Source organism: Neisseria sp. CCUG12390 (assembly GCF_047837985.1).
GTDB lineage: Bacteria > Pseudomonadota > Gammaproteobacteria > Burkholderiales > Neisseriaceae > Neisseria.
Window position 1 is genome coordinate 1,632,861 of sequence record NZ_CP181244.1, and the last position, 18,500, is coordinate 1,651,360.

General features: G+C 50.6%; 21 protein-coding genes. 13 read left to right on the forward strand and 8 right to left on the reverse strand.

The window, feature by feature from the left end:
- Positions 1-179: 179 nt before the first annotated feature.
- Together ACM67E_RS07655 and ACM67E_RS07660 are read right to left on the reverse strand one after the other, a co-directional pair.
- Complete coding sequence (locus ACM67E_RS07655) at positions 180-1,478, reverse strand: adenylosuccinate synthase (RefSeq protein WP_416190870.1); 1,299 nt, start codon at positions 1,476-1,478, stop codon at positions 180-182.
- A gap of 29 nt (positions 1,479-1,507) precedes the next feature.
- Positions 1,508-2,659, reverse strand: coding sequence for an ATP phosphoribosyltransferase regulatory subunit (locus tag ACM67E_RS07660; protein WP_416190871.1), 1,152 nt, complete (start codon positions 2,657-2,659; stop codon positions 1,508-1,510).
- A gap of 399 nt (positions 2,660-3,058) precedes the next feature.
- Here ACM67E_RS07660 and iscR point away from each other — a divergent pair, with 399 nt between their 5' ends.
- The 11 genes from iscR to ACM67E_RS07715 all read left to right on the forward strand — a co-directional run bounded on the left by iscR (position 3,059) and on the right by ACM67E_RS07715 (position 11,562).
- Positions 3,059-3,505 carry a Fe-S cluster assembly transcriptional regulator IscR gene (gene iscR, locus ACM67E_RS07665; protein WP_416190872.1) on the forward strand — a complete coding sequence of 149 codons (447 nt, stop codon included), beginning with the start codon at positions 3,059-3,061 and terminating at the stop codon, positions 3,503-3,505.
- 30 nt (positions 3,506-3,535) lie between these two features.
- The gene (locus ACM67E_RS07670) at positions 3,536-4,750 is read left to right on the forward strand and encodes an IscS subfamily cysteine desulfurase (protein WP_416190873.1); all 1,215 of its coding nucleotides are present in this window, start codon (positions 3,536-3,538) and stop codon (positions 4,748-4,750) included.
- A gap of 267 nt (positions 4,751-5,017) precedes the next feature.
- On the forward strand, positions 5,018-5,404 hold the full coding sequence (gene iscU / locus ACM67E_RS07675; protein WP_416190874.1) for a Fe-S cluster assembly scaffold IscU: 387 nt from the start codon (positions 5,018-5,020) through the stop codon (positions 5,402-5,404).
- Between the two features lie 51 nt (positions 5,405-5,455).
- On the forward strand, positions 5,456-5,695 hold the full coding sequence (locus ACM67E_RS07680) for a helix-hairpin-helix domain-containing protein (protein WP_416190875.1): 240 nt from the start codon (positions 5,456-5,458) through the stop codon (positions 5,693-5,695).
- A 35-nt stretch (positions 5,696-5,730) separates the two neighbouring features.
- Positions 5,731-6,051: an iron-sulfur cluster assembly protein IscA gene (iscA, locus tag ACM67E_RS07685; protein ID WP_416190876.1), complete on the forward strand. Its 321-nt coding sequence runs from the start codon at positions 5,731-5,733 to the stop codon at positions 6,049-6,051.
- A 229-nt stretch (positions 6,052-6,280) separates the two neighbouring features.
- On the forward strand, positions 6,281-6,577 hold the full coding sequence (locus tag ACM67E_RS07690) for a hypothetical protein (RefSeq protein ID WP_416190877.1): 297 nt from the start codon (positions 6,281-6,283) through the stop codon (positions 6,575-6,577).
- 9 nt (positions 6,578-6,586) lie between these two features.
- Positions 6,587-7,087, forward strand: coding sequence for a Fe-S protein assembly co-chaperone HscB (hscB, locus tag ACM67E_RS07695; RefSeq protein ID WP_416190878.1), 501 nt, complete (start codon positions 6,587-6,589; stop codon positions 7,085-7,087).
- A 103-nt stretch (positions 7,088-7,190) separates the two neighbouring features.
- Positions 7,191-7,904 carry a DUF6973 domain-containing protein gene (locus tag ACM67E_RS07700; RefSeq protein WP_416190879.1) on the forward strand — a complete coding sequence of 238 codons (714 nt, stop codon included), beginning with the start codon at positions 7,191-7,193 and terminating at the stop codon, positions 7,902-7,904.
- A gap of 221 nt (positions 7,905-8,125) precedes the next feature.
- Positions 8,126-9,130 carry a porphobilinogen synthase gene (gene hemB, locus ACM67E_RS07705; RefSeq protein WP_416190880.1) on the forward strand — a complete coding sequence of 335 codons (1,005 nt, stop codon included), beginning with the start codon at positions 8,126-8,128 and terminating at the stop codon, positions 9,128-9,130.
- A gap of 404 nt (positions 9,131-9,534) precedes the next feature.
- Complete coding sequence (locus ACM67E_RS07710; RefSeq protein WP_416190881.1) at positions 9,535-10,950, forward strand: SLC13 family permease; 1,416 nt, start codon at positions 9,535-9,537, stop codon at positions 10,948-10,950.
- Between the two features lie 102 nt (positions 10,951-11,052).
- On the forward strand, positions 11,053-11,562 hold the full coding sequence (locus ACM67E_RS07715; RefSeq protein ID WP_416190882.1) for a peptidylprolyl isomerase: 510 nt from the start codon (positions 11,053-11,055) through the stop codon (positions 11,560-11,562).
- Positions 11,563-11,664: 102 nt separating this feature from the next.
- On the opposite strand, the gene ACM67E_RS07720 is transcribed toward ACM67E_RS07715, so the two are convergent.
- On the reverse strand, positions 11,665-12,162 hold the full coding sequence (locus ACM67E_RS07720) for a YbhB/YbcL family Raf kinase inhibitor-like protein (protein ID WP_416192756.1): 498 nt from the start codon (positions 12,160-12,162) through the stop codon (positions 11,665-11,667).
- Positions 12,163-12,326: 164 nt separating this feature from the next.
- Here ACM67E_RS07720 and ACM67E_RS07725 point away from each other — a divergent pair, with 164 nt between their 5' ends.
- Entirely contained in the window at positions 12,327-13,157 is an 831-nt protein-coding gene (locus ACM67E_RS07725) for a neutral zinc metallopeptidase (protein WP_416190883.1), read from the forward strand.
- 305 nt (positions 13,158-13,462) lie between these two features.
- The gene (locus ACM67E_RS07730; protein ID WP_416190884.1) at positions 13,463-14,308 is read left to right on the forward strand and encodes a 23S rRNA (adenine(2030)-N(6))-methyltransferase RlmJ; all 846 of its coding nucleotides are present in this window, start codon (positions 13,463-13,465) and stop codon (positions 14,306-14,308) included.
- A gap of 78 nt (positions 14,309-14,386) precedes the next feature.
- Here ACM67E_RS07730 and ACM67E_RS07735 read toward each other — a convergent pair whose 3' ends face one another.
- From ACM67E_RS07735 to nirK, 5 genes are all read right to left on the reverse strand, one after another.
- Complete coding sequence (locus ACM67E_RS07735; protein ID WP_416190885.1) at positions 14,387-14,920, reverse strand: glutathione peroxidase; 534 nt, start codon at positions 14,918-14,920, stop codon at positions 14,387-14,389.
- 129 nt (positions 14,921-15,049) lie between these two features.
- Positions 15,050-15,319 carry a 30S ribosomal protein S15 gene (gene rpsO / locus ACM67E_RS07740; protein ID WP_416190886.1) on the reverse strand — a complete coding sequence of 90 codons (270 nt, stop codon included), beginning with the start codon at positions 15,317-15,319 and terminating at the stop codon, positions 15,050-15,052.
- A 227-nt stretch (positions 15,320-15,546) separates the two neighbouring features.
- Positions 15,547-16,305 (reverse strand): formylglycine-generating enzyme family protein, encoded by a 759-nt coding sequence (locus ACM67E_RS07745; protein ID WP_416190887.1) that lies wholly within the window; start codon positions 16,303-16,305, stop codon positions 15,547-15,549.
- 125 nt (positions 16,306-16,430) lie between these two features.
- On the reverse strand, positions 16,431-17,015 hold the full coding sequence (locus ACM67E_RS07750; protein ID WP_416190888.1) for a c-type cytochrome: 585 nt from the start codon (positions 17,013-17,015) through the stop codon (positions 16,431-16,433).
- Between the two features lie 114 nt (positions 17,016-17,129).
- Positions 17,130-18,317 (reverse strand): copper-containing nitrite reductase, encoded by a 1,188-nt coding sequence (nirK, locus tag ACM67E_RS07755; protein WP_416190889.1) that lies wholly within the window; start codon positions 18,315-18,317, stop codon positions 17,130-17,132.
- Positions 18,318-18,500: the final 183 nt, after the last annotated feature.

An 18,500-nucleotide genomic window follows, 5' to 3' on the forward strand; every position in this document is an offset into this window, starting at 1 on the left:
AGGAATAAACATGAAATAAAACTACTTATCCAGCTTGACTTGATTTACATCAAGCCCCAGTATAGCTACTTAAAACTACATTTACATGACCCTGAAATCTGACAAAAATAAGCGTAAAATAAAAAATTCAGCCCTTAAAATCTCATCGATTTTAAGGGCTGAATTTTTCAGACGGCCTGTCAGGCAAACGGATGATGCAACACAATCGTCTCTTCACGATCCGGGCCGGTCGAAACAATCGCTACCGGCGCACCGCAAATTTCTTCGATACGCTTCAAATAGGCTTTGGCATTTTCAGGCAGCGCGTCATATTCTTTCACACCGAAAGTCGATTCCGCCCAACCCGGCATGGTTTCGAAAATAGGTTTGCACAATTCCACCGCATCCGAACCGCAAGGCAGGATGTCGGTTTTACTGCCGTCAGGCAATTCGTAGCCTACGCAAATCTTGATTTCTTCGATACCGTCCATCACATCCAATTTGGTGATGCACATACCGGAAATGCCGTTGACCTGAATCGAACGTTTCAATGCCGCCGCATCAAACCAGCCGCAACGGCGCGCACGGCCGGTGACCGAGCCGAATTCATGACCGCGTTCGGCCAGACCTGCGCCTACTTCGCAGAACAATTCCGTCGGGAAAGGTCCCGAACCCACGCGCGTGGTATAGGCCTTAACGATGCCCAACACATAATCCAACATTTGCGGGCCGACACCGGCACCGGCGGAAGCCGCTCCGGCCAGACAGTTGGATGAAGTCACGAACGGATAAGTACCGTAATCGATGTCGAGCAACGTACCCTGCGCACCTTCAAACAGCAACTTTTCACCGGCTTGTGACTTATCGTTCAGCACACGCGAAACGTCGGTAATCATCGGCACAATGCGCGGTGCCACTTTTTCAATGACAGCCATCACATCTTCAGATTTTACAGGCTCTGCGCCGTGCAAATGCTGCAACTGTACATTGTAATAAGCCAGAACCGCTTCCAATTTTTCAGGGATTTTATCCAAATTCAGCAAATCGCCCACGCGGATGGCGCGGCGCGCCACTTTGTCTTCATAGGCAGGGCCGATACCGCGGCCGGTCGTACCGATTTTACCTTTGCCGCGGGACGCTTCACGCGCCTGATCCAAAGCGATATGGTACGGCAGAATCAAAGGCGCGGTCGGCGCGATTTTCAGACGGCCTTCTACGTTTTTCACACCGGCGGCGTTCAACTCGTCGATTTCACCCAACAACGCTTCCGGCGAAACCACCACGCCCGAACCGATGAAACAATCCAGCTGCTCATGCAAAATACCGCTCGGAATCAGGCGTAAAACGGTTTTTTTACCGCCGACCACCAAAGTGTGGCCTGCATTATGACCGCCTTGGAAACGCACAACACCGGTGGTTTCTTCCGCCAGCCAGTCCACAATCTTACCTTTACCTTCGTCGCCCCATTGCGCGCCGATTACGACAACATTCTTAGCCATAAATCAAAAACCCTGCTCTAAAAAATTAATCAAATCTCAATGACTTCCCATACACCGTCGATTTCTTTCAGACGGCCTGCAATATCTTTCGAGCCATTGTGCGCCATGCCGTAATCCACAATGACACACTGCCCCTGCCCGCGCAGTTCCTCAATCGCCTGCCGCGCCTGTTCTACATCTTTTTGCGCCACCATCACCACAGATTGACGGTCGATTTGCGGCAAACGCCCAATGAAGCTGCGCAAATCAAAGCTGAAACCGGTTGCCGGACGGGAACGTCCGAAATACGCACCCAAACCGTCATAGCGTCCGCCGCGCGCCACGGCATCATGACTTTTCGAGCCATAAGCGGCATAGAGCAAACCGGTATGGTAATTATCCACGCGCAGCTCCGACAAATCGATATGAACGTTTTGCTCGGGAAAAGCATCGCAAATCGCCTGCAACTCATCCAAGGCCTGACCCACCGCAAACAAATCCGGCAATTTGGCACGCGCTTCGGCCAATACCTCACGGCCGCCATAAAGCGCAGGCAGCAAGGTAAAGGCTTTGGCCCACATACCGTCCAATTTCCAAGCCTTGACTTCACCCGCAACGGCTTGGGCATCTTTATCCTGCATCAAGGCCAGCAACTGCGCCGCCTGTTCCTCACTCAATTGCGCCGCCTGCGCCAAAGCACGGAATACACCGACATGCCCTAAAGACAGCAATAATTCGCCCAAATCGGCAATCTTCATGCTTTTCAACATCAAATCAACCACTTCGATGTCGGCAGCAATATCGGTAAAACCGTATAGCTCGGCACCTACCTGCAAAGGTTCCCGCGTTTTCAAAAAACCGTCAGGACGGGCATGCAGTACGGAACCGGCGTAGCATAAACGGTTGATGCCGTTATTGGCAGAAAGCAGGTGCGCATCAATACGCGCCACCTGCGGCGTGATGTCCGCACGGATACCCAACTGGCGGCCGCTGATTTGGTCTGCGACACGAATCGTCTTCAAAGACAAACCTGCATCGATATGCGTCAGCAGCGAATTGCTGTATTCCATCAGCGGCGGCTGAACCAGTTCATAACCGTGCACACGGAATAAAGCCAGCAACTGTTCGCGGGCACTTTCCAACTGGCGGGCATTTGTCGGCAAAACATCAGCAACATGCTCGGGGAGTTGCCAAGACTGCATGATTGAGTACCTCTTGAAATAGATATAAATAAGGCATACACATGGATAAGGCTGCTTAAGCTTAAAATCAGACGGCCTCTCACCGGCCTTCCCGTATATCCTGATTTTAAATTTAAACAGCCCCTGATGACGGCCAAACCGCCAAGTTATTAAAGCCAAACTTTAACATAAAAATTACATTTGTGCAGTTGCTTTTCGGCCGAGAGGCCGTCTGAAAAATTTTCAGACGGCATCCTCTTCTACTGACCCGATATTTCATCACGAACAAAACAATACCTCGACAAAACCAATCCGCTCATAAACACAAACAATCACACTACCCGAACATATACTTGACTAAAACACTCAGATATTAGAAAATCAAACCATGATAAAAAAAGCCACATGCAGGCACATACCATGAGACTCACCACCAAAGGCCGTTTCGCCGTTACCGCCATGATTGACCTGGCCATGAATGCACAAACCGGTGCCGTCAAGCTCAGCGCCATCAGCGAACGCCAAAGCATCTCCCTTTCTTATCTCGAACAGCTCTTCAGCAAGCTGCGCCGCGCGCAACTGGTCGAAAGTCTGCGCGGACCGGGCGGCGGTTATATCCTTGCAGCACCCGCCTCCGAAATCAACATCGCCCAAATCATCGAAGCTGCCGAAGACAAGCTCGACGCCACCCAGTGCAGCAGCAAAGCCAACTGCCATCACGGTGCGCCCTGCCTGACGCACGACTTATGGGAAAATCTCAACGTTACCATCAACAACTATTTAAGCAGCGTCACCCTGCAGAGCATTATTGATAAAAAACATATTGAAAACGACGGTAAAGTCGTTACTTTTACGCACATCCATTAACTACCAAAATAGAAACAGAAAGAGCAAACCATGTCCGTTAAAACACCCGTATATTTAGACTACGCCGCCACCACACCGGTTGACAAACGTGTTGCCGAAAAAATGATTCCCTATCTGACCGAATTATTCGGCAACCCCGCATCCAACAGCCACAGCTTCGGCTGGGTCGCAGAAGAAGCCGTTGAAGAAGCCCGCGCCAACATTGCCGCACTGATTCATGCCGACCCGAAAGAAATCGTGTTTACCAGCGGCGCAACCGAATCCAACAATTTGGCCATCAAAGGCGCGGCCAACTTTTATAAAAGCAAAGGCAAGCACCTGATTACCGTCAAAACCGAACACAAAGCCGTACTCGACACCATGCGCGAATTGGAGCGGCAAGGTTTTGAAGTGACCTATCTGGATGTACAGGAAAACGGCCTGATTGATTTGGACGTATTGAAAGCCGCCATCCGTGAAGACACCATCCTGATTTCCGTGATGTGGGTAAACAACGAAATCGGCGTGATTCAAAATATTCCGGCCATCGGCGAAATCTGCCGCGAACGCAAAATCATTTTCCACGTCGATGCCGCCCAAGCCTGCGGTAAAATTCCGGTTGACGTCGAAGCCGCCAAAGTCGATTTGCTGTCTATGTCCGGCCACAAAGTTTACGGCCCCAAAGGCATCGGCGCACTGTATGTCCGCCGCAAACCGCGTGTCCGCCTCGAAGCGCAAATGCACGGCGGTGGTCACGAACGCGGCTTCCGCTCCGGTACTTTGCCTACCCACCAAATCGTCGGCATGGGCGAAGCCTTCCGTTTGGCCAAAGCGGAATTGGAACAAGACACCACCCACTACCTGAAACTGCGCGATGTATTCTTAAAAGGCATCGAAGGCATCGAAGAAGTGTACATCAACGGCGATTTGGAACACCGCGTACCGAATAATCTGAACGTCAGCTTCAACTTTGTCGAGGGCGAAAGCCTGATTATGGCCGTGAAAGAACTCGCCGTGTCCAGCGGCTCGGCTTGTACCTCCGCTTCCTTGGAACCGTCTTACGTATTGCGCGCACTCGGACGCAACGACGAATTGGCGCACTCTTCCCTGCGCATTACCTTCGGCCGCATGACCACCGAAGAAGAAGTCGCCTACGCCGCCGAGTTGATCAAATCAAAAATCGACAAACTGCGCGAACTCTCACCGCTGTGGGAAATGCATTTGGACGGGATTGATTTGAACACCATCGAATGGGCGGCGCATTAAATCAGTCCGATTCAGGCCGTCTGAAAAAACTAAATGCCGTTTTTCAGACGGCACGGATAAGCAAATTCAAGCAGCAAGCGGTAGGTTGGGCTGAGAACCCAACCTACCTAACTGACAGATATTGCACATAACGCCGTCTGAAAAACAAAACAGTCGGCTTGAAACCCGATGAAAACCCACAACATAAAGGCTTCCTGAAACCCAAAACCACTTTTTCAGACGGCCTTCACCAAACCCTTTAACAACAAACCACAAGGAACCCACATCATGGCATACAGCGACAAAGTCATCGACCATTATGAAAACCCCCGCAACGTCGGCACCTTCGACAAAGGCGACGATTCGGTCGGTACCGGCATGGTCGGTGCACCGGCCTGCGGCGACGTGATGCGTCTGCAAATCAAAGTCAACGAGCAAGGCATTATTGAAGATGCCAAATTCAAAACCTACGGTTGCGGTTCGGCCATCGCCTCTTCCAGCCTGATCACCGAATGGGTCAAAGGCAAAAGTTTGGACGACGCTTTAGCCATTAAAAACAGCGACATCGCCGAGGAATTGGAATTACCGCCGGTAAAAGTCCACTGCTCGATTTTGGCCGAAGACGCAGTTAAAGCAGCGGTTGCCGACTACCGCAAGAAAAAAGAAGCGCAATAATCTTTCAGACGGCCTCTATCAAAGCAAAGGCCGTCTAAAAAGGAGCCGGATATGGCATTCAGTCAGAAAGAAACTGAATCCCTGTTATCGGTCAAAGGCGTCGGCCCTACGGTTATCCGCCGACTGAAAGAAATGGGGTTGGACGATACCGCAAAACTTGCTGCGGCCGACCCTGCCGATATTCTGGAACAAGGTGCGGCTTTAAGCGGCAGCACCTGCTGGAAAAACAGCCCGCAAGCCAAAGCCGCGATTGCGGCAGCGGTAGCATGGGCGCGGCAGCAGGCCGTCTGAAAATATACGGAAGCAATCGGAATAAGGAAGTCAGTATGATTACCATCACAGAAAATGCAGCCAAACACATCAACAACTATCTTGAAAAACGCGGCAAAGGCTTAGGTGTCCGCTTAGGCGTCAAAACCAGCGGCTGCTCGGGTATGGCTTACAATTTGGAATTTGTCGATCAGTCGGACGAATCCGACGCTGTTTTCGAAGCCTTCGGCGCAAAAGTATTTGTCGACCCGAAAAGTTTGGTCTATTTGGATGGCACGCAAGTTGACTACACCAAAGAAGGCCTGCAGGAGGGTTTCAAATTTGAAAACCCGAATGTTAAAGATTCCTGCGGTTGCGGTGAAAGTTTTCACGTTTAAGAGATAGTTTCATATCCGTCAAAATTAAAGTATCCATTCAACATTATTTGCGCTACACTTGTCAAAATATTAAAAATAATATTTGTATTACGGGTATAGCGTCATGTTTATCTAATTCAATCAGATACTTTTACAAAGCAGACAATATTCGCGCGAATATTGGGAAGATTGTGCCTTATTGGAAGCGGAAGATTATCTGAACCGCTTCCGATAGCAGGATTGGCAGGCTTTGGTACAAAACCTGCCTAATCGGCCTGATTTTTGGCGGATGAATTTGATTGCGGTTTTACAACAAAATCCGAAAAAAGAAGGCATCGGGGTTTTGGCTCAATTGCGCCATGACACTAATCCGGCCGTAGCCGGCGAAGCCAAGCGTACTATTTTGAAAATAGCGCGTAAAAGCCATCACGAAAGTGCATATTCTGCACAACTTCAACAATTGGCTGTCGAAATTTCCGCCGAGAAAAAAACATTCCGTTTCTTCCGTTTTTTACAAAGAAAGCAGCCTGACAAAACGGCTGCATGATTTCCTATCATGAGCCAATATTTCGACTTATTCCGACTCCCTCCCGTATTCGACTTGGATACCGGACAACTAGAACAGTCTTACCGTGACCTGTCGGCCCGTTTCCATCCTGATAAATTTGCCGCGGCATCTTCTTTTGAACAAAAGCAGGCAGTAATGATGTCTGCTACCGTCAATGAAGCCTACCGTACCTTAAAAAATCCGATTGACCGTGCATCCTATCTGTTGAAAATGCAAAACATTGATGCCGATGCACCGGAACACACGGCTTTCGCACCGGAATTTTTAATGCAGCAAATGGAGTGGCGCGAAACTTTAATGGAGGCTCAAATGGAACACAACCAAGCCGCCGTTGCTGATTTGGATCGAGAAATCCAAAACGAGCAAGAATCTTTGTTTGCTGCACTAAGCCTCGCTTTTCAAGAAACAGATTATGAAAATGCTGCCCAACTGGTGCGACAGGGGCGTTTCTTAAACAAATTACGCAGCGAGATTTCAGCGGCTTTATAGGCCGTTGAGAGGTAAAATGAGGCCGTCTGAAAATATTTTTTGCCCTGTGGTATATTTTTATGTTAAATATTGAAAACAATATCACAACAATATCATTTTTATCATGGCACATACTAAATTACTCATTTTGACTTTAAGCGGTCTATTGGCCGGTTGTCAGAGTTATCAAGACGACCAAAGCCGCCGCAGCAAAATCGCCCAGTTTTTTATCAGTCATCCGGTGGTCGCGCAAACCATCGGCGTAGAAGATAAAAAATCCACCAATATCACCAGTAATGCCGTCCGCCTGTCTGACCGTACCGGCTTGGACAATCAGGCCAACGGCGACGGACGTGGTACGCAGGTAAATGCCGTGCGTCATACGCTTTGGCAGGCTGCCATTTCCTCGCAATTCGACAGTGAAATCGCCGAACGTGCCGGCAATGCTTATCTGAGCGATACCGATTGGCGTGAGGGTAAAACCGATTATTACAGCCGTTTGGCCGCCGACCAAGCCGTCGATTTGCGGAACAACCGCATCGGCCGCAGTATCGGCAGCGGCAAACCCAATACCGATATGAAAACACTTGCCCATGCGGTTTTATTCTACTACCACAAGGTAGGCTTATGGACCGCCGCCCAAGTCAAAGACCAAGGCCGTAACGTTTGGCGCATCAGCCAAACCAAGCTGATGGAAGCCGAGTATAAAAAAGCCCTTGCCAATCTGGCACCGCTTAATTCAGACGGCATGACTGATGAAGAGCAGCAAAAATATCCTTCCAATCCGTTGCGCGACATCACCAAATCGGTACAAGCCATCAGCAAAGTCGAAGATTGATACCTGCGGGAGCTTTTAAAAGCTCCCGTTATTTTTGTACGGCCGCACTTCTTTATACCGTTAAAACGGCGTACACTAATGCCGTCTCCGAAATCGAGCCTTGGAATCCCGATGATTTACCGTTTACACAGGCTCACGCTGTCCGCCGCCCTTATCAAGAGGCCGTCTGAAACCCGTACACCCGTTTCCGGCAACAGCGTTTTTCACAGAAAGGTTAAAACATGAATTTCCCATCCCGCTTTGTTCCCGCTACCCGTATGCGCCGTATGCGCAAAGATGATTTTTCCCGCCGCCTGATGCGCGAACATACCTTGACGGCCGATGACTTGATTTATCCGGTTTTCGTATTGGAAGGCGAAAACGCGGAAGAAAACGTCCCTTCCATGCCGGGCGTGAAGCGGCAAAGTTTGGATAAATTACTGTTTACCGCCGAAGAAGCCTTGAATTTGGGCATTCCGATGCTGGCACTATTTCCCGTCGTTACCCGAAACAAAACCGACGGCGCGGAAGAAGCCTATAACCCCGACGGTTTGGTACCCACCGTGGTACGCACGCTGCGTGAAAAATTCCCCGAGCTGGGTATTATGACCGATGTCGCGCTCGATCCTTATACCATTCACGGCCAAGACGGTTTGACCGACAAAAACGGCTATGTCTTAAACGATGAAACCATCGACGTATTGGTAAAACAGGCATTGTGTCATGCGGAAGCCGGTGCGCAGGTCGTCGCGCCTTCCGACATGATGGACGGCCGCATTTCGGCCATTCGTGAAGCCTTGGAAGATGCCGGCCACATCCATACCCGCATTATGGCCTATTCCGCGAAATACGCATCCGCATTTTACGGGCCGTTCCGCGATGCGGTCGGCAGTTCGGGAAATTTGGGCAAAGCCGACAAAAAAACCTATCAAATGGATCCTGCCAACACCAATGAAGCCTTGCAGGAAGTGGCATTGGATTTGCAGGAAGGGGCGGATATGGTGATGGTCAAACCGGGGCTGCCTTATCTGGACGTGGTTCGCCGTGTGAAAAACGAATTCGGCGTACCGACTTATGCCTATCAGGTTTCCGGCGAATATGCCATGCTTCAGGCTGCGATTCAAAACGGTTGGTTGGATGGGGAAAAAGTCATTTTGGAAAGTCTTTTGGCTTTTAAACGCGCCGGTGCCGACGGTATTTTGACTTACTACGCAGTTGAAGCGGCAAAAATGTTACGGGGCAAATAATCCTCATTTATGTAAGGCCGTCTGAAAGACAGGACAGAATAAAAGTCTGCTCTGTTTTTCAGACGGCCTTTTCTATCATTAGCATTCATAACGATTTCAACCTACAACAAGGCTTTACCGATTCGGTTTTATTCTTAACATCGCTATCGTTTTACAAGCCATTTAATTGTAAAAACATCCTGACTTTTTAAATTAAATAGCTTTCAAACAGCATAAAGATTTTTTAAAAGACAAATTCCCCGTCAAAATGATTACACTATGTTTACACTATCTTCAATTACAAATATACTGCCGTTTAATTCTTACTATTATTTTGAGCCTGCCTCATCCGGCCGGATTCTGAATGATGAAATAATCTACTCGAAACCCTGTCTTTTCAATTCACTTTCACAAAGGAACGCAGTATGGATTTACATGCAAAAGACAAATCGGAACATCCAGAAAATGTCGAGCTGCTCAGCGCACAAAAGCCGATTACCGACTTTAAAGGCCTCATCATTACCATTATTGCCGCGATAGTCAGCTTCGGCGTTTACCATATCCTGCCCTATGAAGCGAATGCCAACAAAGGCTTGGCGATTCTGCTGTTCGTCGCGATTTTGTGGTTTACCGAAGCCGTCCATATTACCGTAACCGCGCTGATGGTGCCGATTTTGGCGGCGGTTTTGGGTTTTCCCGAAATGGACATCAAAAAAGCCATGGCCGGTTTTGCCGACCCCATCATCTATATTTTCTTCGGCGGTTTCGCGCTGGCTACCGCCCTGCACATGCAGCGTCTCGACCGTAAAATCGCCATCGCCCTGCTCCGTCTTTCCGGCGGCAACATGAAAGCCGCCGTATTGATGCTGTTCGGTGTGACCGCCTTTTTATCGATGTGGATCAGCAACACTGCCACCGCTGCGATGATGCTGCCGCTGGCCATCGGCATGATGGATCATTTGGACAAAGAAAAAGAGCGCAAAACTTTTGTTTTCGTCCTGTTGGGCATCGCTTATTGCGCCAGTATCGGCGGCTTGGGCGCGCTGGTCGGCTCGCCGCCTAACGCGATTGCCGCCAAAGCCATCGGTTTGGATTTCGCCGGCTGGATGAAAATCGGCCTGCCGATGATGTTGCTCATGCTGCCTTTGATGTTGGTTTCGCTGTGGCTGGTATTGAAACCGAATCTGAACGAGCGCGTAGAAGTGAAAGCAGAAGACATTCCGTGGACGCTGCACCGTGTCATCGCGCTGCTGATTTTCATCGCCACCGCCGCCGCATGGATTTTCAGTTCCAAGATTAAAACCGCGTTCGGCATCGGCAACCCCGATACCGTCATCGCCCTGATTGCTGCCGTTGCCGTGGTGGTATTCGGCGTAGCGCAATGGAAAGAAATTGCCCGCAATACCGACTGGGGCGTATTGATGCTGTTCGGCGGCGGCATCAGCCTGAGCGCGCTGTTGCAATCTTCAGGCGCATCGCTGGCTTTGGGCGAACAGATTGCCTCGACTTTCGGCGGCACGCATCCGCTGGTGGTGATTGCAGCGGTAGCCGCATTCATCATTTTCCTGACCGAATTCACCAGTAACACCGCATCCGCCGCGCTTCTGGTACCGATTTTCGCCACCATCGCCGCACAAATGGGCATGCCGCAGGAAGTGTTGGTTTTGGTGATCGGTATCGGTGCTTCTTGCGCGTTTATGCTGCCGGTTGCCACGCCGCCCAATGCGATTGTGTTCGGCAGCGGCCTGATTCAGCAAAAAGAAATGATGCGCGTCGGCCTGCTGCTCAACGTATTGTGCATCGTGCTGGTTTCCGCCGCAGCCTACTTCTTCTGGATGTAAGCCGTATCGTTCAAGGCCGTCTGAAAAATAATCTTTTCAGACGGCCTTGAATTTCATGCTTTGCACACCATGTTCAAACCGATTTTTAACGAAAGGAACCCCATGATTATTCTGCACACCAACAAAGGCGACATCAAAATCGAACTGGATTTCGACAAAGCTCCCGTTACCGCCGCCAACTTCGAGCAATACGTCAAAGACGGCTTCTACGACGGCGTGATTTTCCACCGCGTCATCAAAGGCTTCATGATTCAGGGCGGCGGCATGGATGAAAACATGAACGAAAAAACCACCCGCGATTCGATTCAGAACGAAGCCGGCAACGGCCTGTCGAACGACAAATACACCATCGCCATGGCGCGCACTTCCGATCCGCATTCTGCCAGCGCGCAATTCTTCATCAACACCGCCGACAACGCATTCCTGAACCACCGTTCCAAAGAAATGCACGGCCGCAATGTGGTGCAGGAATGGGGCTATGCCGTATTCGGCAAAGTGGTGGAAGGCTTCGACGTCGTGGATGCCATCGAAGGCGTGGCCACCAAACGCCACGGCTATCATGATGACGTACCGACCGAAGCGGTGGTGATTACCAAAGCCGAAGCGGTTTAATCTGACGATATAAATATAAAAGGCCGTCTGAAAAGCGATTACTGCTTTTCAGACGGCCTTTTTCAATCTATTTCATAACCATATGCAAAATTTCAGACGGCCTTACACATCATAAGTGCCCATCACGCTTGCGGTTTCCAAAACATGCCCCTGCATGGCAAAGTGCAAATCATTGAAGCGGAAACCCTGCGGCAAATCCAACACCGTATCCAGCGCATACACAATCAATTCATAGCGGTGGCGGCAGTTCGGCGGAGCCATGCCGCCGTAGGCCGAAGCTTCGGCAATGTCGAACTTGCCCAGCACGCTCGCCCACGAGTTCGCGCCCTGCGTAAAATCCGCGGCGGTTTGGCTTTCGTTTTCCGCCACAGACGTGCGCTTCAAATCCGAAATCAGCCAGTGAATCCACACGAAACCACTGGCGGTAATCGCGTCTTTGTCTTCCAATACCACCGCAAACGATTTCGTCCCCTCGGGTGCGCTCTCGATTTCAAACGGAATCGAATAAGACGGCATTCCGTTGGGCGTAAACTGCGTGCCGCGTTTGCCGTATTTGTCTTCAAACTCGCCGTTGACAATCGCTTTGCTGCTGACTTTCATCATCTTCCTCCCGATCCAAACAGTTAAAGGGATTCCATTCTACCGCAAAGGCCGTCTGAAAAAAACGGCTGTCACCTGCCGATGCCGTTTAATCTGCCGCTTACGGAATCCGCTTTTATTCCCGTATAATAACGTTCAAAATCCCGATAAAAGGAATTACAGACATGAAATGGCAAGGACGCAGACAAAGCTCGAACGTAGAAGACCGCCGCGGCAGACGGGGCGGCGGTAAAACGCCCGGCATCATCGGCATCATCGTACTTTTGGTTGGTGCCTATTACGGTGTGGATTTGTCCGGCATCGTCGGAACGCCGAGCGTGGGCATGACCCAGCAATCGACCAAATTAGACAGCCAATTGGAAAGCCAACTGAACGAACTTTCGCGCGTCGTCTTGGCCGATACGGAAGACACTTGGGGCAAAATTTTCGCCCGCCACGGCCAGCAATACCGCCCCGCCAAAATGGTGCTCTACACCGGCGGCACGTCCACCGCCTGTGGTACCGGCCAAGCAACCATGGGGCCTTTCTACTGCCCGGGTGACCAAACCGTTTACCTGGACTTGTCGTTCTATGAAGACATGCGTACCAAACTGGGCGCGGCCGGCGATGCCGCTTTTGCCTATGTAATTGCCCACGAAGTCGGCCACCATGTACAAAACCTGCTGGGCATCCTGCCGCAGGTCAACCAAGCGCAGCGCGGCGCGGGCAAAGCCCAAGCCAACGCCTTGTCGGTCAAACTCGAATTGCAGGCCGACTGTTTCGCCGGCATTTGGGCGCGTGATTCCATCAACCAAAACCTGATTGATGCAAATGACGTGCAGGAAGCCATGCTGGCCGCCGAATCCGTCGGCGACGACCGTTTACAGAAACAGTCGCAGGGCTATGCCGTTCCCGACAGCTTTACCCACGGCTCGTCTGCCGAACGCATGGCATGGCTCAAGCGCGGTATCGACAGCGGCGACATCAACCAGTGCAATACTTTTGCCGCCAATTAAACAGCTTTGTGGATACCGAAGGCCGTCTGAAAACCTGTGCAGTCGTTTTCAGACGGCCTTTTTCATCAGGCGGATTGGCAATCCGGAAAGTTCCTACCATCAGACACCGCGATTCCCTGATCTGCCCATCGCGTTTTCAGACGGCCTTCACACAAAACAAAATCGGAACCAAGCAAATCACGACACCGGAAACACCGGTTTTCCACCGCCCCACCGCTTCCGTTTCAGACGGCCTCTTTCAGGCAAAAAACGACCGCAGATTTTGCTATAATTTCCCCTTTCTTCAAACTTTCAGACGGCCTCCCATGCTCAGCTACCGCCACGCCTTTCATGCCGGCAACCATGCCGACATGCTCAAACACTTCACCCTGTTTCTCGTGCTGGAATATTTCAACCGCAAAGACAAGCCCTATTGGTACATCGATACCCACAGCGGCGCAGGGCTGTACGACTTGGGCGGCAGCGAAGCGCAAAAGGTCGGCGAGTACAGACAAGGCATTGCCCGCTTGAACCAAGCGCAAAACCTGCCGCCCGAGCTGGCCGCGTTCACAGGCCGTCTGAAAAGCATTCTGCCGCAGGAAAACCTCTATTGCGGCTCGCCGTGGCTGGCGCAAGCCCTGACGCGCGAAAACGACAAACTGCGCCTGTTCGAGCTGCACCCTGCCGACTTTCAGCACCTGCAAAACAATATGCGCGAAGCCCGTTTGGGGCGGCGCGGCATTATCGGCCAAAGCGACGGCTATCAAGGCCTGATTGCCCTGCTGCCGCCGCCGGCACGCCGCGCCGCGGTGCTGATTGATCCGCCTTATGAAGAAAAACAGGATTACCAACGCGTCGTCCACACGCTCAAAGACGCGCTCAAACGCTTCGAGCAGGGCTGTTATATGGTGTGGTATCCCTGCCTGAGCCGCGAAGACAGCCGCAAGCTGCCGGAAGAATTGAAAAAACTCGCACCCGATAATTTCCTGCAGGCCGAGCTGCACGTCCGCACGCCAAGCTCCGACGGTTTCGGTATGCACGGCAGCAGCATGTTCGTCATCAATCCGCCGTATCTTTTGGCCGAACAACTGAAAAGCAGCCTGCCCGTGCTGACCGATATTCTCGCCCAAGACCAAGGTGCGCGGTTTGTGTTGGATTATCAGATTCAATAAGGACAAGGCCGTCTGAAAACCTGTTGCTTGAGTGGAAAGCAAACGGTTTTCAGACGACCCGGTTAATCTGCCGCCCTCTTACAGCAAAGCACGAATATCGTTTTCGATTTCAAAAGGCTGCACGCTCGGTGCAAAACGCGCCACGACTTCGCCTTCGCGGTTGACCAAAAATTTGGTGAAATTCCATTTGATGTCGCTGCCCTCGCGCTTTTCGCCGATGGAAGCCAGCTTCAGCAACAAATCTTTGAAAACATGGTTGCCCCGGTCTTCCGGCTTTTCGGATTTGAGATAAGCATAAAGCGGCGCGGTATTCTCGCCGTTGACCTCGACCTTGTCGAAAATCTTGAATTTGGTGCCGAATTTCATTTGGCAGACTTGGGCGATTTCACTGCTGCTTTCAGGCGCCTGCTCGCGGAACTGGTTGCACGGGAAATCCAAAATTTCCAGACCCTGATCGGCGTACCGGTCGTAGAGCTGCTGCAATTCTTCGTATTGCGGGGTCAGGCCGCAGCGGGTGGCGGTGTTAACAATCAGCAATACTTTGCCCTGATAATCACCCAAACTGACTTCCTGACCCTGCGCATCTTTCATAACGAAATCGTAAATTTTCATTTTTCCATCCTTGGTTTTGAATGCTTTCACTATAAGGCCGTCTGAAAACAAACACAAGTTTCAGACGGCCTTGATAATAAAAAAACACCGCTTTGAATTTTAAAGCGGTGTCTTCGGACGCATCAATTATTATTTACGCAGACCCAAACGGGTAATGACATTGCGGTAAGTATCCGGTTGGGTACGGCGCAAGTAAGTCAACAGACGGCGGCGCGCGCTTACCATTTTCAACAAACCGCGGCGGCTGTGGTGGTCTTTAGGGTTGGCTTTGAAGTGAGGAGTCAAATCGTTGATGCGGAAAGTCAACAATGCGATCTGTACTTCAGAAGAACCGGTATCGCCTTCTTTACGTTGGAAGTCTTTAACAATTTCTGCTTTTTGTTCTACGGTCAATGCCATAATGGAATACTCCGAAAAATAAAAAGAACCTTTAAGGTTCGGACAAGTTTGCCAAGCCGGAACCTGTACAAACTCCTGATGCCTTCTTTTCAAAAGACTGCCGAATTATGCCATATTCCGAATAGTATTGCACGTATTAATTGCGGCTTTGGCATTTTGAAGACAAAAAAAGAGCGATGCCTCGCGACACCGCCCAAGCTGCTTTGGTGGTAAAACATCAATAACTTTTACTTCGCCGGTGCGGCGCAACGGAAGCCCAAATTGTGCAGGCCGTATTTGGACTGCAGGCTGGTGCGGATACCGAAGCGCAGGAATGCGGCATAGTTGGTCGGATCGGTCGAGCCTAACGATGCGCCGCTACAGAACATCGAACTGTCTGCCGAACCGGAATTCAACAGGCTGCTGTTGAAATCCTCCGTCCACTCCCAAATCAGGCCGTGCATATCGTGCAAACCGTAATAATTGGGCTTGCCCATGCCGACATTGCGCAAACCGTTGCGTCCGCCGTCGGCATACCAGTCCAAGATGGTACGGTTGTAGCTTGCTTCGCTCGAGCCGTTTTTCTGAGTGGCCGACGCCAAACCGGCCAGCTCCCATTCGTCGATGGTCGGCAGCCGTTTACCTTGCGCCGTGCAGTACGCATTGGCGGCAAACCATGACACATTGGTCACGGGGTGTTTCATTTCATTGGGTTTGGGTGCATAGGCATTGCTGCCGGTTTGAACCCAATGCTTCAAATAAGTCGGCTCGACTTGTTTTTTATTGGCCTTGCCCTTCTGCCATTGCGGATGTTTTTTCACAAATTCGGCAAATTCGGCATTGGTCACGGGATATTTGTCGATTTTGAATGCTTTGACGTGAATCATCGGGGTATCTTTTTTCAGATACAGCGGGCGGTAGCTGCCCGCTTCAATGTCGGCCATCTCTGCCGCCATTGCGCCGCCGCAGGCCAATAAGCTCATAACGAATAATGAAACGGTTTTCATGATGTGCGCCCTTATGATTATGGTGGAAATTCATTTTTCAGACGGCATGTTCCGGATGAGGCCGTCTGAAAAACAAACTTGGGGAGACAGGCCGTCTGAAACATTTCAGACGGCCTGAAACCGGTTTATTTGGCTTTGATTTCCGCAACTTCCGCAGCAGATACTTGACCGCCGTTGTTACCAAAACTGTTGAGCACATAGGTCACGACATTGGCAATATCCTGATCGCTTAAGGCTACGGCGGGCATTACACCGTTGTAGTCTTTGCCGTTTACCTTGATTGCGCCGTTAACGCCTTTGGTCACTGCATGAACCAGTTTAGTATTGTCTTTGGCAAAGTAATCGGATTTTTCCAATGGCGGGAACGTACCTTCCACGCCCTTGCCTTCGGCACCGTGACACGCCATGCAGTTGGCGTCATAAACGGCTTTGCCCAATTTGATTTGTTCGTCTTTCGACAATTCGGCAGCTGCGGTCGCATCGGCTGCTTGTGCAGGTTCGGCTGCCGGAACCTCACTGGCCGTAGGAGCGGATACTTCTGCAGGAGCCGGCGTTTCTGCTGCCGGCTGCTCGACAGGGGGCTGTTCGGCAGGTGCTGGGGTTTCTGCCGCCGGAACGGATTGCTCGGTTTTTTCGGCAGGCTCCGAACCGGAACAGGCTGCCAAGACGAACACGGATGCCATCAAAGCGGCAATGGTTTGGCGTTTCATGGTTGTATTCCTTCGGGTGGCTTGTTTGTCTTGTTATTTGTGTAATAAGCCACTGCTATCCTAGTTTGAGCCAAGATAACAGTGGCTTTTGGGCACTATTAAATCAATTTCAGATTAATACGCATTTTTCGGTGCAGATGCGCCGGCTGCCGAAGCAGGAGCTGCCGGTGCTGCCGCAGCAGAAGCTGCTGCCGGTGCGTCAGCAGGTTTGTACTCGGTATCGGTCAGTTTTTTGGTCATGATTTCAGGATTTTCTTCGCCTTCAACCACCAATTGACCCAACGCGCCTTTGTTGAATGCACGGAAGATAGAGTGGTCAACCAAGGTATAGCTGCCCGGAATATCGACTTTGAATTCCACGATGGCTGCACCACCGGCAGGAACAATCGTACTTTGTACGTTTTCGTTAATCAGTTTGCCGCCTTCGACATAAACTTTGTCGAAGATTTCGCCGATGACGTGGAATGAAGATACCAAGTTAGGACCACCGTTACCTACGTACATACGGACGGTTTCACCGGTTTTGGCTTTCAAAGCATTTTCACCGGCAATTGCACCGACATGGCCGTTGAATACAACGTATTCAGGTTCTTCGGCAACGGCTTTGTCCATATCGAACGCCTGCAGGCCTTGCGCACCGTATTTGCCTTTGGTGTAGAAGTCGCCTTGGACAACATAGAATTCTTTATCCACTTTCGGCAAACCTTCTTTAGGCTCAACCAAAATCAAACCGTACATACCGTTGGCAATGTGCATACCCACAGGGGCAACCGCACAGTGGTAAATGTACAAGCCTGCCTGCAATGCTTTGAAGCTGAAAGTAGAAGTGCGGCCGGGTGCGGTAAAGGTTGCTTCGGCACCGCCGCCGGGGCCGGTTGCAGCATGGAAGTCAACGTTGTGCGGTACGGTAGAAGAAGGATGGTTGGAGAATTCCACTTCCACGGTATCGCCTTCGCGCACACGAATCATTTGACCCGGAACGTCACCATTGAATGTCCAGTAGTGATAATCCACACCATCGGCCATTTTCATGGTTTTTTCTACGGTTTCCATTTTTACGCGTACTTTAGCAGGAGTGCTGCGGTCTACCGGAGGCGGTACTTGCGGCGCATGGGTCACAACTGCATCAATAACCGGCAATTCACCCGCAGGCGTTTCTGCTTCGGCAGGTTTTTCGGCAGCCGCCGGTGCTTGCGCATTAGTGGCAGCAGACTGTTCTGCCGGTTTTTCAGCCGCTTGCTGACCGCAGGCAGCCAATGCAAACACAGAAGCAATAATTGCAGCTAAGGCTTGGCGTTTCATGGTAATTTCCTTTTTCTGAAGAAATGTTAATTGGCTTGTTGTTTGGACTTATTATGTCGTCTTCTGAATTTACGTATCTTGACTTAAATCAATTAATTCATCAAATATGCATTTTAAGGTAAAAAATAATTCTTTGGTATTATTTTTTATAAGTACAAAAAACTATATTCCAATAAATTTCAG

What these genes read in the sequence shown, in the direction of transcription:
- ACM67E_RS07655 (WP_416190870.1), bottom strand. Translation starts at nt 1,478, where the DNA reads ATGGCTAAGAATGTTGTCGTAATCGGCGCGCAATGGGGCGACGAAGGT.
- ACM67E_RS07660 (WP_416190871.1), bottom strand. Translation starts at nt 2,659, where the DNA reads ATGCAGTCTTGGCAACTCCCCGAGCATGTTGCTGATGTTTTGCCGACA.
- iscR (WP_416190872.1), top strand. Translation starts at nt 3,059, where the DNA reads ATGAGACTCACCACCAAAGGCCGTTTCGCCGTTACCGCCATGATTGAC.
- ACM67E_RS07670 (WP_416190873.1), top strand. Translation starts at nt 3,536, where the DNA reads ATGTCCGTTAAAACACCCGTATATTTAGACTACGCCGCCACCACACCG.
- iscU (WP_416190874.1), top strand. Translation starts at nt 5,018, where the DNA reads ATGGCATACAGCGACAAAGTCATCGACCATTATGAAAACCCCCGCAAC.
- ACM67E_RS07680 (WP_416190875.1), top strand. Translation starts at nt 5,456, where the DNA reads ATGGCATTCAGTCAGAAAGAAACTGAATCCCTGTTATCGGTCAAAGGC.
- iscA (WP_416190876.1), top strand. Translation starts at nt 5,731, where the DNA reads ATGATTACCATCACAGAAAATGCAGCCAAACACATCAACAACTATCTT.
- hscB (WP_416190878.1), top strand. Translation starts at nt 6,587, where the DNA reads ATGAGCCAATATTTCGACTTATTCCGACTCCCTCCCGTATTCGACTTG.
- ACM67E_RS07700 (WP_416190879.1), top strand. Translation starts at nt 7,191, where the DNA reads ATGGCACATACTAAATTACTCATTTTGACTTTAAGCGGTCTATTGGCC.
- hemB (WP_416190880.1), top strand. Translation starts at nt 8,126, where the DNA reads ATGAATTTCCCATCCCGCTTTGTTCCCGCTACCCGTATGCGCCGTATG.
- ACM67E_RS07710 (WP_416190881.1), top strand. Translation starts at nt 9,535, where the DNA reads ATGGATTTACATGCAAAAGACAAATCGGAACATCCAGAAAATGTCGAG.
- ACM67E_RS07715 (WP_416190882.1), top strand. Translation starts at nt 11,053, where the DNA reads ATGATTATTCTGCACACCAACAAAGGCGACATCAAAATCGAACTGGAT.
- ACM67E_RS07720 (WP_416192756.1), bottom strand. Translation starts at nt 12,162, where the DNA reads ATGAAAGTCAGCAGCAAAGCGATTGTCAACGGCGAGTTTGAAGACAAA.
- ACM67E_RS07725 (WP_416190883.1), top strand. Translation starts at nt 12,327, where the DNA reads ATGAAATGGCAAGGACGCAGACAAAGCTCGAACGTAGAAGACCGCCGC.
- ACM67E_RS07730 (WP_416190884.1), top strand. Translation starts at nt 13,463, where the DNA reads ATGCTCAGCTACCGCCACGCCTTTCATGCCGGCAACCATGCCGACATG.
- ACM67E_RS07735 (WP_416190885.1), bottom strand. Translation starts at nt 14,920, where the DNA reads ATGAAAATTTACGATTTCGTTATGAAAGATGCGCAGGGTCAGGAAGTC.
- rpsO (WP_416190886.1), bottom strand. Translation starts at nt 15,319, where the DNA reads ATGGCATTGACCGTAGAACAAAAAGCAGAAATTGTTAAAGACTTCCAA.
- ACM67E_RS07745 (WP_416190887.1), bottom strand. Translation starts at nt 16,305, where the DNA reads ATGAAAACCGTTTCATTATTCGTTATGAGCTTATTGGCCTGCGGCGGC.
- ACM67E_RS07750 (WP_416190888.1), bottom strand. Translation starts at nt 17,015, where the DNA reads ATGAAACGCCAAACCATTGCCGCTTTGATGGCATCCGTGTTCGTCTTG.
- nirK (WP_416190889.1), bottom strand. Translation starts at nt 18,317, where the DNA reads ATGAAACGCCAAGCCTTAGCTGCAATTATTGCTTCTGTGTTTGCATTG.